The organism is Novosphingobium sp. BL-S-34 (genome assembly GCF_056857015.1).
In genome coordinates this window covers 1851080-1865670 of record NZ_CM166472.1, presented here as the reverse complement: position 1 = coordinate 1865670, position 14591 = coordinate 1851080, and the positions used below count along the sequence as shown (strand labels likewise).

The window sequence follows — 14591 nt, the reverse complement described above, 5'->3', positions numbered from 1 at the left end:
GGAGCGAATTGGTTCCATCTATTCCGCCGGGTGATTTCACCCGTCTCTTTCCACTGCCCTGCTGACGGCCCGCGCCCGCGCTGCTAGTGGTCTTGCCATGGATTCCAAGCAGCATCTCTACCTCGTCGACGGCTCGGCCTACATCTTCCGCGCCTATCACCGTCTGCCGCCCCTGACGAACCCGGAAGGGACGCCGGTGGGCGCGGTCTACGGCTATACGACGATGCTGTGGAAGCTCGCGGACGACCTGAACAAGGCCGACGGCCCGACTCACCTGGCGGTGATCCTCGATGCCGGCAGCCATTCGTTCCGCAACGATATCTACGACGACTACAAGGCCAACCGCCCGCCGCCGCCCGAGGACCTGGTTCCCCAGTTCCCGCTGATCCGCGACGCCACCCGCGCGTTCTCGCTGCCCTGCATCGAGGAAGCAGGCTTCGAGGCGGACGACCTGATCGCTTCCTACGCTCGCGCCGCCACGGCGCAGGGCTGGGACGTGACCATCGTGTCCTCGGACAAGGACCTGATGCAGTTGGTCGGCAAATGCGGGATCGGTGGGGGCTGCGTCGACATGCTCGACACCATGAAGAACCAGCGCATCGACATTCCAGAAGTGGTCGAGAAGTTCGGCGTCCCGCCCGAAAAGGTGGGCGACGTGCTGGCGCTGATGGGCGACTCGGTGGACAACGTGCCCGGTGTCTACGGCGTCGGCCCCAAGACTGCGTCGAAGCTGATCCAGGACTATGGCGACCTCGAATCCGCGCTCGCCGCCGCGCCTGCGATGAAGAAGTCCAAGCTCCAGGAGCGCCTGATCGAACAGGCCGAGCAGGCCCGCCTGTCCAAGGTGCTGGTCACTCTGAAGGAAGACTGCACGCTGCCGATGGCGCTGGAGGACTTCAAGCTGGACGCGATTCCGCCCGCGCCGCTTTCGGAATTCCTTGGCAGGCACGGCTTCACCAGCCTGCTCAAGCGTCTGGACGGCGGCACCGGCAGCCCGGATCGGCCGACCCAGCTTCACCCGGCCAAGCCGGTCACGGCAGCCAGCGGCCCCACCGAGGGCGCGGCGCGCCAGTCGCTGCCGGAATGGCCGGCAGTGGACTATGCGGCATACGAATGCGTGCAGACCGTGGAAGCGCTGGAGCGCTGGGTGGCGCGCGGGCTGGCCGCCCATGTCGTGGCCATCGACACCGAGACATCGATGCTCGATTCGATGAAAGCGGATCTGGCAGGCGTCAGCCTTGCGCTCGGCCCGAACGATGCGTGCTACATTCCGCTCGGCCATGGCGGCACCGACATGTTCGCCGAGAAGCCGCAGCAGGTGCCGCTGCAGACTGCGCTGGCGCTGCTCAAGCCGCTGCTGGAGAGCGATGCGGTGCTCAAGATCGGCCAGAACATCAAGTACGATCTCAACGTCCTGGCCCGCCACGGCATAGACGTGGCGCCGGTGGACGATACGATGATCGTCAGCTTCTGCCTCGACGCGGGCCGCCAGATCGAAGGCATCGGCGGCGGGCACGGCATGGACGAATTGTCCGAACGCCACCTTTCGCACAAGACCATGGCCTTCAAGGACGTCTGCGGCACCGGCAAGAAGGCGATTCCCTTCGGCGAGGTGCCGCTGGACCGCGCCACGCCTTATGCGGCCGAAGATGCCGACGTGACCTGGCGCCTCCACGCCCTGCTCAAGCCGCGGCTTGCGGACGAAGGCGGCACGCGCATCTACGAGCGGGTCGACCGCCCGCTGATCCCGGTCGTGGCGCAGATGGAGCGCCACGGCATCAAGGTGGACCGCGAGAAGCTGGCCGGGCTCTCCAGCCAGTTCGCCGAGGCGATCGGCGCGCTGGAAGGCGAGATTTACGGCAAGGTCGGTCAGGAATTCACCATCGGCAGCCCCAAGCAGCTTGGCGATATCCTGTTCGAGAAGCTTGGCTACAAGGGCGGCAAGAAGGGCAAGAGCGGGCAATATTCCACCGACCAGTCGGTGCTGGAGGGCCTGGCCACCCAGGGCGCGGAAGTCGCCACCAAGGTGCTGGAATGGCGCCAGCTTTCCAAGCTGCGCTCGACTTATACCGAGGCCCTGCAGGCGGCGATCAACCCGCGGACCGGGCGCGTCCACACCAGCTACAGCCTTGTCGGCGCGCAGACCGGGCGTCTGTCCTCCACCGACCCGAACCTCCAGAACATCCCGATCCGCACCGAAATCGGCCGCCAGATCCGCGACTGCTTCGTGGCCGAGCCGGGCCATGTCCTGCTGGCCGCCGACTATTCGCAGATCGAACTGCGCCTGGCCGCGCACATGGCCGACGTGCCAAGCCTCAAGGAAGCGTTCGCCGAGGGCGAGGACATTCACTCGCGCACGGCGATGGAGATGTTCGGCACCGTGGACCGCGACACGCGCGGGCGCGCCAAGACCATCAACTTCGCGATCCTCTACGGCATTTCGCGCTGGGGCCTCGCCGGCCGTCTCGGCACCGAGGCGGACGAGGCCCAGGCCATGATCGACCGCTACTTCGAGCGGTTCCCGGGCATCCAGCGCTACATCGTCCACACCCTCGAACAAGTGCGCGAGCGCGGCTATTCGGAGACCCTGTTCGGCCGCAAGACCTGGTTCCCGCGCATCACCTCGAAGAACGGCGCCGAGCGTCAGGGCAGCGAGCGCGCGGCGATCAATGCGCCGATCCAGGGCACCAGCGCCGATATCATCAAGCGCGCCATGGTCCGCATGAACCCGGCGCTCGCGGCAGCGGGGCTCGGCCATGTCCGCATGTTGCTTCAGGTGCACGACGAACTGGTGTTCGAACTGCCCGAAGGCGATGTCGCGGCCGCGTCCGACGTGATCCGCAGCGTGATGGCCGGCGCGGCGGCGCCTTCCGTCAGCCTCGATGTGCCGCTGGGCGTGGAAATCGGCTCGGGCCTGAGCTGGGGCGCGGCGCACTGACGGCTAGGGTTGGGGGAGGCGCCGGCGGCAAGTGAGCCGCGGCGCCGATCCCCGGGCAGCGCTTAGCTTCCACTGGTCCTGCCAGGGAGCTTCCCCCACCCCAGGCCATTCCCGTCAGGCGACGGCAGGACGGTGTCAGCTATCCGGGACATCGATTCCTTTACGGCTGGGCATGAGGCGGTATGCCGCCACCAAGCGCCATGGGCCCTCGAAATGGCCCGCGGAAAGACCGGCGACGGCCTCCGCTTCGCGCGAACCGCCCCGCAACACCGATGAACCGAAGCCCGGGATGAAACTGCTGCGATGCAGCATTGTTTCAGCACCATGATCCAGTTCATCGATCGCATCCTCGACGGGTTGCCCGATTGGGCGGAGCGGCCGCTCATGGCGGTGCTGGCCGCGCTGATCGGGCTGGTGCTGGCACTCGCTGTGCACACTTTGCTGTTCCGAATCCTCAACCGCATTGCCCATCGCAGCGCGAGCGAGGCGGACGACCTGGTGGTGAACCGGCTCAACCGGCCGACGCGCTGGGCTTTCCTGGCGATGGGCGTGGTGCTGGCCGCGCGCGAGACCCCGGCGCTGGAATCGATCTGGGAGCGGTTCGCGCCTTTCGTCATGCCTCTCCTCACCGGCTGGGTCGCCGTGGCCGTGCTGCGCGCCTTCGTCGAAGCGATGATCGTGCGCGCCGACATTTCGGTGGAGAACAACCGCAATGCCCGCCGCCGCCGGACCCGGCTGGCGATCTTTAGCCGTATCGGCACGTTCCTCATCGTGTTCCTCACCGTATCCGGCATGCTGGCCTCGGTGCCCGGCGTGCGGGAGATCGGCGTGACGCTGATGGCTTCGGCGGGACTGGCGGCCCTGGCGGTCGGCGCGGCGGCGCAGCCCGCGCTCAAGGCGCTGATCGCCGGCTTCCAGATGGCGATGACCGAGCCCATCTCCATCGACGACGTCATCATCCTCGACGGCGAATGGGGCCGCATCGAGGATATCCGCACGACATACGTGGTCGTGCGGCTGTGGGACGACCGGCGGCTGGTGGTACCGTCCAACCGCTTCCTGGAGGACACCTTCCAGAACTGGACCAAGACGACCTCGCAGCTCTTGGGCACGGTGTTCCTCTATCTCGACCAGGGCACCGAAATCGGCCCGATCCGCGAGGAATACAGCCGCCAGATCACGGCGCACCGCCTGTGGGACAAGCGCGCCCAGGTGCTGCAAGTGACGGATTGCAAGGACGAGGCCATCGAAGTGCGTCTGCTCATGAGCGCCAAGGACGGCCCGACCCTGTTCGACCTGCGCTGCGAGATCCGCGAGAGCATGATGGACTGGATCCGCCGGAACCAGCCCGAGGCGCTCGTGCGGCGGCGGACCCTGCCGGTCGGACCGGTGGAAATGGGTGCCACCGCGGGTTTGGCCGAACTTGTCGTCGCCTCAGCGAATGGCGAGGCCAGGAAGGCGAACTGACCGGGCGGCCGGGACGTGGGCGCTAGCCTAGCGCGATCTCTTCACCCAATTCCAGCGCCGCGCGAAAATCCGCGTCGTGGCTGACGCAGAGGATGGCGCCGTCATAGCCGCGCAGGGCCTGCTCCAGCATCTCCACGGAGGCGAGATCCAGGTGATTGGTGGGCTCGTCCAGGATCAGCAGCCAGGGGACGTCCCGGCGCGTGAAGAGGCAGGCCAAAGCCAGCCGCATCCGCTCGCCGCCGGAGAGGGTGGCAACGTCTCGCTCGGCCCAGGCGCTGCGAAAACCGAAGCGGGCAAGGGCGGCGTGGGCGGCGTGGCGGTCGGCATCGGGGTTGAGCCGCAAGTAGGCGTCCAGCACGCTTCCGCGCTCGCCCAGCAGGGAGACGTGCTGGTCCAGCAAGGCGATGCGCGCATTCCTGGAGTGAAGATCGCCGGTTTGGATGTCGCCAGCGTCGGGCCGGTCGAGCCCGGCCAGGATGCGGATCAGGCTGGTCTTGCCCGAGCCATTCGGCCCGGTCACGGCGATCCGGCGCGGGCCGCGCAGAATGAGGTCGAGCGGACCGAACAACCGCCGCCCGCCGCGCTCGCAGCATAGGCCCCGCGCCTCGATCAGGGTGTGGCCGGCAGGCAGTCCGCTCGGCGGCAGGTCGATATGGATCGGCGCCAGCACTTCGACTTCGCGGCGGGCCACGTCGAACTGCTCCTGTACGCGGCCGACGAGTTCATCGCCCAGCTTGCGCTGTCGCCCGCCCGTTTCCTCGGCCCGCTGCTTGCGCGCGCCGAGCAGGATCTTCGGATCGCCGCCCTTCGCAGCGTCCTTGCGGCCCTTGCTGTCGCGGCGCGCCTGTTTCTCAGCTTCCTGCTGCTTCTCGCGCCGGGCCTGCCGCAGGGCGTCCTCGCTGCGTTCGAGCGCCGAGGCCGCGCGGGCGCGTTCGGCGCTGCGCTGTTCGTCGAATGCGTCCCAGCCGCCGCCGACCATATGGATGCCCACGCTCGTCAGTTCGACGATGCGGTCGGCGCGGCGAAGCAGGTCGCGGTCATGGCTGGCGACGAGGGCGCCGCCGCTCCAGCCACCCAGCAAGTCGGCCACGGCCTGGCGTCCGGCATCGTCGAGATTGTTGGTCGGCTCGTCGAGCAGGAGCACGTCGGGTTCGCCCAGCAGCAGCCCCGTCAGCATGAGCCGGGTACGCTGCCCGCCGCTGAAGCTGGCGAGCCGGCGCGCGGGGTCAAGCTCCGCGAAACACGCCAGGGCGGCGGCTTTCTCGAAACGTTCGGCAAGGGTCCAGTCGGCCAGATCGAAATCGTCGTCCTCGAAACGGCCTTGCGTGATGCGGTCGAGCCGGGCGAAGTGCGCGGCAAGGCCCAGCGCCTCGGCGACGCTGGCGTTCTCATCGGGGGGAAGCTGGCGCAGCAGGCCGATCCGGCCCTGGCGCGTGATCGTGCCTTCGGAAACCGGCACTTCGCCGGCAATGGCGCGCAGGAGCGTGCTCTTGCCCGCGCCGTTGCGGCCAACCAGCCCCAGGGTTTCGCGGCCGAGCGCGAAAGTGAGATCGCGGAAGAGGGGAGAACCGTCGGGCGCCGAGCAGGCAACGCGGTCGAGAGTCAGAAATGTCATGGGAACACCGGCAGATAGCGTTTGGGAAAAACGGGCTATGTGCTCAGATGTCCATCGATCCATTCCTTCGGTTGCGACGGGTTCCTTACCTCAACGCGCTTCCATGGGCAAGTCGGCCCATGGACGAATCAGGCGCTTTTGGTGCAGGCCGGGGTGATCTGGAATATCTGGTTCCAGTTCTTGCCGGTCACGAAAATGCGGCGGCCCGGCGCGTCCCAGGCGATACCGTTGAGCACGGCATCGACGCCGGCGCCGCCCGCCTGCTCGCGCAGCCCGGCAAGGTCGAGCCAGGACTTCACTTTGCCCGTCTTCGGGTCGATGCGGGCGATGCGGTCGGTCATCCAGACATTGGCCCAGATCTCGCCGTCGATCCATTCCAGCTCGTTGAGATTCTCGACGGGCTTGCCCTCGGCCGTGACGGCGAGGCTGCCGGTCTGGCGCATGGTCGCCGGATCGCGGAGGCGCAGGGCGGCGGACCCGTCGCTCTGGTAGATCGTGTTGCCGTTGCGGGTCATGCCCCAGCCTTCGCCTTCGTAATGGAAGGTTCCCAGCGGTTTCAGCGTCGTGCGATCCCAGCGATAGCCGATCCCGTCGCGCCAGGTCAGGCTGATGAGCTGGCCGTTCCAGTCGATCAGCCCTTCGCCGAAGACCGCAGGATCGATCTCGATCTGCCCCACCGGCTCCAGCGTTTCCAGCTTGCGCACGACGATGCGGGAATCGCCCTTCTGGCCGGTGCTTTCGTAGAGCAGGCCCCGGTCGAAGAAGAGGCCTTCGGTGAAGGCGGCGGTGTCATGCGGGAAGGCGTTGTCGATGCGGTATCCGCAGACCGGCACGTCCTTCGCCTGCGCGACAGGGGCAGCGGTGAGGGCGAGTGCGGCGGCGAGCAAGGCGCGGACGGGAGAATTCATGCGATGCAGGTGCCGCAAGGGCGCGGCCTCCGCAAGAGGCGATGGGATGGGGAGGGGCCGTCGTCCCGGACCGGGTCCGGGACGACGTACCGCTCAATCGCCGTGCTTCTTTTCGCGGCGGGATTCGACCATGCCGGGGGCGATGAAACCGATCGGGATCACTTCCATGGCCCGCTTTTTCAGTTCGCCCTTCATGCGCTCGTACTCGGCTTCCATTTCCTCGGTCACCGTGGCGCGGCTGTCCTCGAGTGCATCGTCGAAGTCCTCGCGGCGAACCTGTTCCACTTCGGCCCCGCGCTTGCGGATGGCGATCAGACCGGCGCGGCGCACCACGTCCTCAAGGTCCGCGCCGGTGAACCGCTCGGTTCGCGCAGCGACATCGCGCAGCGAGACATCGTCGGCCAGCGGCATGCGGGCGGTGTGGATGCCCAGGATGTGCTCGCGTCCGGCCTCGTCAGGCGTGCCGACATAGACCAACTCGTCGAAGCGGCCGGGGCGCAGCAGGGCGGGATCGACCAGCGCCGGGCGATTGGTCGCGCCGATCAGCACGACCGACTGCAGTTCCTCCATGCCGTCCATCTCGGCAAGGATGGTGTTGACCACGCGGGAGGTGACTTGCGGTTCGCCGCCACCGCCGCCCATGCCGCGGGCGGGCACGAGGCTGTCGATCTCGTCGATGAAGATCACGCAAGGCGCGACCTGGCGGGCGCGGGCGAAGAGGCGGGCGATCTGCTGCTCGCTCTCGCCGTACCACTTGGACAGGAGATCGGACGACTTGATCGAGATGAAGTTCGCCTCCGCCTCCTTGGCGACGGCCTTGGCGAGCAGGGTCTTGCCGGTGCCCGGCGGGCCGTAGAGCAGGAAGCCCTTGGCCGGGCGGATACCCAGCTTGTGGAAGGCTTCCGGGTTCTTCAGCGGCAGTTCCACGCCTTCCTTCAGCTTGAGCTGCGCATTGTCGAGGCCGCCGATGTCGGCCCAGCCGATGTTGGGCACCTGCACCATGACTTCGCGCATGGCCGAAGGCTGGACGCGCTTGAGCGCGGCCACGAAATCCTCGCGAAGAACCTGCAATTCCTCCAGCACTTCGGGAGGGATAGTGCGGGCTTCGAGGTCCAGCCGGGGCATGATCCGGCGCACGGCCTCGATCGCCGCCTCGCGGGCGAGGGCGGCCAGGTCGGCGCCGACGAAGCCGTGGGTGGTGCGCGCGAGTTCGTTCAGATCGACCTTGCTGCCCAGCGGCATGCCGCGGGTGTGGATGCCGATGATCTCGCGGCGGCCGGCTTCGTCGGGCACACCGATCACGATCTCGCGGTCGAACCGGCCGGGACGGCGCAGGGCCTCGTCGATGGCGTCGGGCCGGTTGGTGGCGGCGATCACCACGACATGAGCGCGGCTGTCGATGCCGTCCATCAGGGTGAGCAACTGGGCAACGAGGCGCTTTTCCGCCTCGCCATGAACCTGGCTGCGCTTGGGCGCGATCGAATCGATCTCGTCGATGAAGATGATCGCCGGCGCGGCCTTGGTGGCCTGCTCGAACACCTCGCGCAGGGCCTTCTCGCTCTCGCCATAGCCCGAGCCCATGATCTCGGGACCGTTGATGGTGAAGAAGTTGGCCTCGCTCTCGTTGGCGACCGCCTGGGCGAGGCGCGTCTTGCCGGTGCCCGGCGGGCCATGCAGCAGCACGCCCTTCGGCGGGGCGACGCCGAGGCGGGTGAACAGTTCGGGATAGCGCAGCGGCAGTTCCACCATTTCGCGCAGCTGGCGGATGGTGTCGCTCATGCCGCCGACATCGTCGTAGTTGACGTCGCCGCGCGCGTCGTGGGCTTCCTCGAAGACCTCGCGCAGTTCCACTTCCGTGTTCTCGTCGATGTGCACGATGCCGCGCGGCGTGGTGGAAACGACGTTGAGGCGGATCTGGGTCAGCGCATAGGCCGGTGCATCGAACATGCGGCGAAGCTGCGGGGGAATATCCGCGACCTGCTGCTGGCCGGTGGTGGCGACAAGGTCGCCCTGCACCATCGGGCGGCCGAAGAAGTTGCGCTTCAGCGCGGCCGAGGGCCCCTGGAGGCGCATATCCTTCTGCGCGGGCGCGAAGACCACGCGCTGCGCGGGGCGCGATTCCGCCTTGCGCACGATGACGTGATCGCCGGATCCGACTTCGGCATTGCCGCGCTGGAGACCGTCCAGGCGAATGACCTGAAGGCCTTCGTCCTCGTCATAGGCGAGCACGGCGCGTGCAACGGTGGCGGCCTTGCCGGTGATTTCCAGCACGTCGCCTTCCATCGCGCCGATCTCGGAAAGCGCCGCGCGCGAGAGGCGGGCGATTCCCTGGCCGCTTTCTTCCTGTCGGGCAGCCGCGACTTGCAGCTTCACGGTCCGATCGTCGACGTTGGTCTGGGCGTCCGCCATGAGTGTCCTTTCGTCCTCCCGATGCCGGCATCCACCGCTTCGTGCGTGCCGTCCGGGGTGTGGATCAGGAACTAGGTATCGGTCTCCCGGATTTCAAACCAACCAACGGTCACTGCGGATGTTTCCGATGGAACTCTTTGAGAACGCCGTTCTCAAAAAGGCAAAAAGAAGGCCCGGACGTTGCCGGCCGGGCCATGAAAGTTTTGGGAGAGGATGCCTGAAAGGCAGCTTCTATATGCTCCGAATCGGGTTTTTGTGCAAGTGCGAAAACACCGATTTGAGATTGCGAAACGCGCAAGCAACGTTGCGCGGCTGGTAACTACCCGGGGTATACGACCTGCATTTTAAATAAAACAATGACTTATGAAATGAATCAGCTTTCATGTCGGTCTTGACGCAATCGTCAAGGCGATGCCCCTGTCCGCCATAATGCAAACGTTGACTGTTGCGTCGCGCCATTTGCTCACCGTGCTGAGTATCCAGCGAAAAAGGCGCCCGATCATGCGAAAGGGCGCCGGGGCACGGCCTGAAGCCGGCACCGACGCCCTCGATACGATTTACCCCCGCGCCTTGCGGGAACTCGTCAGTGCGAGAACAGGACCGCGGGGGCGCTCGCTTCGGACAGGAAGTGGGCGGTGACGCCGCCGAAGAGGAATTCGCGCAGGCGGCTCTTGCCGTAGGCGCCCATGACCAGCAGGTCCGCGTGGTTCTGGTTCACGGCCAGCGCCAAGGTTTCCTCGGTGGAACCGCGCCTTTCGTATTCCTCGTACTCCGCATGGAGTCCGTTGCGCGACAGATAGCGCAAGGCATCGGTCACCGGAAAGCCGCCGGATTTCTCGATCACGGTCACCAGCTTGACCGTCTGCGCGCTCTGCAACAGCGGCACGGCAGCCTTGAGGGCACTGGCGGCTTGCTCGCCGCCGTCCCAGGCGATGACGGCGCGGCGGATCGGCAGGGCCAGCGTGCGGCCTTCGGGCAGGGCCAGGACCGGCGCGCGGGCCACCATGGCCAATTGCCCGGCAATGCCGCTGGAGCGCGAGACGACCACCAGGTCGGACAGGCGCGCGGCGCCGGCAAGGGCGGGAACCGGGTCTTCCTCGCTGCGGATCACTTCGAAGGGAATGTCGCCGCGCGTCAGGCGTGCCTCGATGGCCTCGGCGGCGCTGTCGTCCTCGCCGCGCGCCTTGTCGAGCGCTTCGGAGATGACATAGCTGCCGCCCATCGGGTCCATGGCGATGTAGCGCGACACCGGGGTATCGACGAGCACGGTTACGTGGCCGTCCATGTGGCGGGCGAGTTCGAGCGCGGTGGCGACGCGGCTGTCGCTATCGGGCTTGCGATCGGCGTTCACGAGTATCGAGCGCATGGTATTTCTCCCGTTGATGGCAGCTAACCTATGGCCCGGTAACCTATCGTAAGGTCATGGAATTGCCATGACGAAGATCAAACTTCCGCTTCTCCGGCCGTTTCTATGGAGAGGCGGGTGGCCCGCTCGAACAGGTCCAGGATCATGGGATCGCGCTCTCGCGTGCGGATCGCGGCTTCGAAATGGACCTTGTGCTGCGGGCGGGGGAGCACTTCCTCCAGGATGCCGCGTTCCAGCTCGCGGCGGACCATGGTTTCGGGCAGCACTGCCGCGCCCTGGCCGCGCGAGACGATCTCTATCAGCATGCGCACGTTGTTGCAGGTGTTGAGCGTGCGAGGTGCGATCCGGTGCTGCTCCAGGGTCTCCAGCGTGACTCCGTGGAGCGGAGAGTGGTCTGGCAGGGACCAGACGGGAAAGGAATGAGCGCCCGGCGTCCCGTTGCGGCGCAAATCTGCGGATTCGGCCAAGGCGGGGCTGGAGGCCCAGACCAGGTCGACGGCGCCGATCGGCGTGGTCCGCAGGCCGGGGCTGGCGACGGGGCCGGCCAGGAACACGATGTCGCGGGTGCCCGAGAGAAGCTGCTGGAGCAGCCGGGCCGTCAGGTCGAGTTCGATTTCCAGTGTCACGCCGGGGCGTTCGCGCGCAATCGCGCCGATGAAGCCGGGCAGGCAGGTGGCGGCCGCGATCTCGCCCGAGCCGATCCGCACGGTGCCGCTGGCCCCGGCGAAGTCGCTGGCATCGAGCAGCACGCGCTCCAGACCCTGCCGCAGCGGCTCGCAATCCTGCACCAGGCGGCGGCCGCGTGCCGTCAGCACCATGCGCCGTCCGTCGCGCTGGAACAGCGATACGCCGAGTTGCTCCTCGATCTCGCGAACCCGCGCGGAGATGGCGGGTTGGGTGGTATTGAGTCTTTGCGCCGCGCCTGCAAACGTGCCGAGCCGGTCAATCCACATCAGCGTTTCGAGATGGAAAAGGGCGATACGTTTCATAACCGTGTCTTATCCATTCCGATAAATAACAATCGCTATTCGTAATGGAATTGCCTGTCTAGGCTCGCTTGCCGGAGCGATTTTCCGAGCCGACCAGAACGGCCCGGATGCTCCAAGATTTTGGTTTGCCGCGTTTTCCGGGCCAGAGGGTGATGCCACCCGATCGGAAGACGCTCTAACGGGAGAATGGCATGAACAAGGTCTATCCCAGCGCCGATGCCGCGCTGGACGGATTGCTGAAGGATGGCCTGCTGATCGCCGCCGGTGGTTTCGGCCTTTGCGGCATCCCTGAGCGCCTGCTCGATGCAGTGCGCGATTCGGGCGTGAGGAACCTGACGTTCGCCTCCAACAATGCCGGTATCGACAACGAAGGCATCGGCAAGCTGCTGCGCACCAAGCAGGTGAGCAAGATGATCTCGTCCTACGTCGGCGAGAACAAGGAATTCGAACGCCAGTTCCTCTCGGGCGAACTCGAAGTCGAATTCTGCCCGCAAGGCACTCTGGCGGAGCGCATGCGCGCCGGCGGCGCCGGGATTCCGGGCTTCTACACCAAGACCGGCGTCGGCACCCAGATCGCCGAGGGCAAGGAAGTGAAAGTCTTCCGCGGCGAGGAATTCATCCTGGAGGAAGGCATCTTCGCCGACCTCAGCCTGGTGAAGGCGTGGAAGGCGGACGAGACCGGCAACGTCGTGTTCCGCAAGACCGCCCGCAACTTCAACGTGCCGGCCGCCACTTGCGGCAAGGTCTGCGTGGTCGAAGTGGAGGAGATCGTCCCCACCGGCTCGCTCGATCCGGACGGCATCCACCTGCCGGGCGTGTTCGTCCAGCGCCTGGTCCTCGGCGCGCCCTACGACAAGAAGATCGAATTCACGACCACGCGCGAGAGGGAGACCGCCTGATGTCCTGGGACCGCAACGAGATGGCCGCGCGCGCGGCAAAGGAACTCCAGGACGGGTTCTACGTGAACCTCGGTATCGGCATTCCGACCCTGGTGGCGAACCATGTGCCCGGCGGCATGACGGTGACGCTCCAGTCGGAAAACGGGATGCTCGGCATCGGGCCGTTTCCTTACGCCGACGAAGTCGACGCCGACCTTATCAACGCGGGCAAGCAGACCGTCAGCGAACTGCCGCAGTCGGCCTATTTCGACAGCGCCACCAGCTTCGGCATGATCCGCGGCGGACACATCGACCTGGCCGTGCTGGGCGCGATGGAGGTTGCCGAGAATGGCGACATCGCCAACTGGATGATCCCCGGCAAGATGATCAAGGGCATGGGCGGCGCGATGGACCTCGTGGCCGGCGTGAAGAAGATCATCGTCGTAATGGAACACAATGCCAAGAACGGCGATCCGAAGTTCATCCCGGCGTGCACTCTGCCGCTCACCGGCAAGAACGTGGTCGACATGATCGTCACCGATCTGGCCGTGTTCCAGCGGCCCGACCACCAGAGCCCGTTCAAGCTGATCGAACTGGCTCCGGGCGTGACGGCCGACGAAGTCGCGGCTAAGACCACGGCGCACTACACGACCTGATGTCCCGCGAAGGAGAGTTCCGGATGGCCTATACGTTGATCACCGCCAATCGGAACTACTCCAGCTGGTCGCTGCGGCCGTGGCTGTTGATGAAGGCGCTCGGCATCGATTTCGCCGATCGGATCGAGCCCTTCACCGCGCCTGCGAACTACGACGCATTCCGCAGCTTCTCGCCCACCGGGCAAGTGCCCGCGCTGATCGACGGCGACCGTACCTTGTGGGATTCCCTGGGCATCACGCTCTATCTGGCGGACCGCCATCCCGGCATCTGGCCGGCCGACGAAGCGGCACGCGCCTTCGCGCAATGCGCGGTCGCGGAAATGCACGGCGGCTTCTCCGCCCTGCGCAACGACTGCACGATGAATGTCGGCGTCCGCGTTCGCCCAAAGCCGATGCGGCCGGGGCTGGTCCGCGATGTGGCCCGGCTGCGCGAGCTGTTCAGCGAGGGGCTCTCGCGCTTCGGCGGCCCCTGGCTGGCCGGGGCCAGCTTCACCGCCGTGGACGCCTTCTTCGCCCCGGTCGCCTTCCGCATCCGCACTTACGGGCTCGACGTCGGCACCTGCCAGTCCTGGGTCGATGCCGTGCTGGATCACCCCGCCATGAAGCAGTGGGAAGCCGAAGCCCTGGCCGAGACCTGGCGTGAGGAAGGCCACGAGGCGGAACTGGCCGAATGCGGCGACGTGATCGCCGACTACCGCAACGCGGATTGATCGCGCGCAGCCTTGCCGCCAATGCCTTGCCTGCGTCACCAAGCTGACGCAGTCTCCGTCCCCGAACCTATTCCCTCGCATCCCCTGGAGAGCCTCGAATGACCGATATCGCCCAGATTCCGCTGACCCGCATCGATGGCAGCGCCGACAGCCTGGCCAATCACGAAGGCAAAGTCCTTCTGGTGGTCAACGTCGCTTCCAAGTGCGGACTGACGCCGCAGTACGAAGGGCTGGAGAAGCTCTACGAGGACTACAAGGGCAAGGGCTTCGAAGTGCTGGGCTTCCCGGCCAATGATTTCGGCGCGCAGGAGCCGGGCACCGACGAGGAAATCGTCGAGTTCTGCCAGCTCAACTACGGCGTCTCGTTCCCGCTCTTCACCAAGGCCGACGTTACCGGCGAAGCCAAGCAGCCGCTCTATGCCGCGCTCACCGCAGCCATTCCCACCAAGCAGGGCGATGTCGATGGCATGAAGGAGCGCTTCAAGGGCTATGGCATGACCCCGAACGACGATCCCGAAGTGCTGTGGAACTTCGAGAAGTTCCTGGTCTCGCGCGAGGGCGCCGTGGTCGCACGTTTCGCGCCGGGCACGACCCCGCAGGATCCGCTGCTGGTGGATGCGATCGAGGGCGAACTGGCCAAGTGAAGGTAGGGCGG

11 protein-coding genes are annotated in these 14591 nt (G+C 66.3%); 6 read left to right on the top strand and 5 right to left on the bottom strand.

Annotated features, from left to right (window positions below; genetic code table 11):
• Positions 1 to 97 precede the first annotated feature (97 nt).
• On the top strand, positions 98 to 2938 hold the full coding sequence (gene polA / locus AC1VV3_RS08850; protein ID WP_482961567.1) for a DNA polymerase I: 2841 nt from the start codon (positions 98 to 100) through the stop codon (positions 2936 to 2938).
• Positions 2939 to 3262: 324 nt separating this feature from the next.
• Positions 3263 to 4405, top strand: coding sequence for a mechanosensitive ion channel family protein (locus tag AC1VV3_RS08845; RefSeq protein ID WP_482961566.1), 1143 nt, complete (start codon positions 3263 to 3265; stop codon positions 4403 to 4405).
• Positions 4406 to 4427: 22 nt separating this feature from the next.
• On the opposite strand, the gene AC1VV3_RS08840 is transcribed toward AC1VV3_RS08845, so the two are convergent.
• From AC1VV3_RS08840 to AC1VV3_RS08820, 5 genes are all read right to left on the bottom strand, one after another.
• Positions 4428 to 6020, bottom strand: coding sequence for an ABC-F family ATP-binding cassette domain-containing protein (locus AC1VV3_RS08840; protein WP_482961565.1), 1593 nt, complete (start codon positions 6018 to 6020; stop codon positions 4428 to 4430).
• 128 nt (positions 6021 to 6148) lie between these two features.
• A complete protein-coding gene (locus AC1VV3_RS08835) occupies positions 6149 to 6928 on the bottom strand; it encodes a glutaminyl-peptide cyclotransferase (protein WP_482961564.1) in 780 nt (259 codons plus the stop codon).
• A gap of 93 nt (positions 6929 to 7021) precedes the next feature.
• The gene (locus tag AC1VV3_RS08830; protein ID WP_132264546.1) at positions 7022 to 9337 is read right to left on the bottom strand and encodes a CDC48 family AAA ATPase; all 2316 of its coding nucleotides are present in this window, start codon (positions 9335 to 9337) and stop codon (positions 7022 to 7024) included.
• Positions 9338 to 9920: 583 nt separating this feature from the next.
• A complete protein-coding gene (locus AC1VV3_RS08825) occupies positions 9921 to 10703 on the bottom strand; it encodes a universal stress protein (protein WP_132264547.1) in 783 nt (260 codons plus the stop codon).
• Between the two features lie 77 nt (positions 10704 to 10780).
• Positions 10781 to 11692: a LysR family transcriptional regulator gene (locus AC1VV3_RS08820; protein ID WP_482961563.1), complete on the bottom strand. Its 912-nt coding sequence runs from the start codon at positions 11690 to 11692 to the stop codon at positions 10781 to 10783.
• A 191-nt stretch (positions 11693 to 11883) separates the two neighbouring features.
• Between AC1VV3_RS08820 and AC1VV3_RS08815 the strand changes: the two genes are divergently transcribed.
• The 4 genes from AC1VV3_RS08815 (at position 11884) to AC1VV3_RS08800 (ending at position 14580) form a co-directional block, all read left to right on the top strand.
• Positions 11884 to 12591, top strand: a complete 708-nt coding sequence (locus tag AC1VV3_RS08815; RefSeq protein WP_134094743.1) for a CoA transferase subunit A — start codon at positions 11884 to 11886, stop codon at positions 12589 to 12591.
• The gene (locus AC1VV3_RS08810; protein WP_314467617.1) at positions 12591 to 13226 is read left to right on the top strand and encodes a CoA transferase subunit B; all 636 of its coding nucleotides are present in this window, start codon (positions 12591 to 12593) and stop codon (positions 13224 to 13226) included. The genes AC1VV3_RS08815 and AC1VV3_RS08810 overlap by 1 nt, the downstream gene beginning before the upstream one ends.
• 23 nt (positions 13227 to 13249) lie before the next feature.
• On the top strand, positions 13250 to 13936 hold the full coding sequence (locus AC1VV3_RS08805; RefSeq protein ID WP_132264554.1) for a glutathione S-transferase family protein: 687 nt from the start codon (positions 13250 to 13252) through the stop codon (positions 13934 to 13936).
• A gap of 98 nt (positions 13937 to 14034) precedes the next feature.
• Positions 14035 to 14580 (top strand): glutathione peroxidase, encoded by a 546-nt coding sequence (locus tag AC1VV3_RS08800; RefSeq protein WP_314467614.1) that lies wholly within the window; start codon positions 14035 to 14037, stop codon positions 14578 to 14580.
• Positions 14581 to 14591 lie beyond the last annotated feature (11 nt).

Coding starts and splice junctions, on each gene's coding strand:
- polA (WP_482961567.1), top strand. CDS start 98: ATGGATTCCAAGCAGCATCTCTACCTCGTCGACGGCTCGGCCTACATC.
- AC1VV3_RS08845 (WP_482961566.1), top strand. CDS start 3,263: ATGATCCAGTTCATCGATCGCATCCTCGACGGGTTGCCCGATTGGGCG.
- AC1VV3_RS08840 (WP_482961565.1), bottom strand. CDS start 6,020: ATGACATTTCTGACTCTCGACCGCGTTGCCTGCTCGGCGCCCGACGGT.
- AC1VV3_RS08835 (WP_482961564.1), bottom strand. CDS start 6,928: ATGAATTCTCCCGTCCGCGCCTTGCTCGCCGCCGCACTCGCCCTCACC.
- AC1VV3_RS08830 (WP_132264546.1), bottom strand. CDS start 9,337: ATGGCGGACGCCCAGACCAACGTCGACGATCGGACCGTGAAGCTGCAA.
- AC1VV3_RS08825 (WP_132264547.1), bottom strand. CDS start 10,703: ATGCGCTCGATACTCGTGAACGCCGATCGCAAGCCCGATAGCGACAGC.
- AC1VV3_RS08820 (WP_482961563.1), bottom strand. CDS start 11,692: ATGAAACGTATCGCCCTTTTCCATCTCGAAACGCTGATGTGGATTGAC.
- AC1VV3_RS08815 (WP_134094743.1), top strand. CDS start 11,884: ATGAACAAGGTCTATCCCAGCGCCGATGCCGCGCTGGACGGATTGCTG.
- AC1VV3_RS08810 (WP_314467617.1), top strand. CDS start 12,591: ATGTCCTGGGACCGCAACGAGATGGCCGCGCGCGCGGCAAAGGAACTC.
- AC1VV3_RS08805 (WP_132264554.1), top strand. CDS start 13,250: ATGGCCTATACGTTGATCACCGCCAATCGGAACTACTCCAGCTGGTCG.
- AC1VV3_RS08800 (WP_314467614.1), top strand. CDS start 14,035: ATGACCGATATCGCCCAGATTCCGCTGACCCGCATCGATGGCAGCGCC.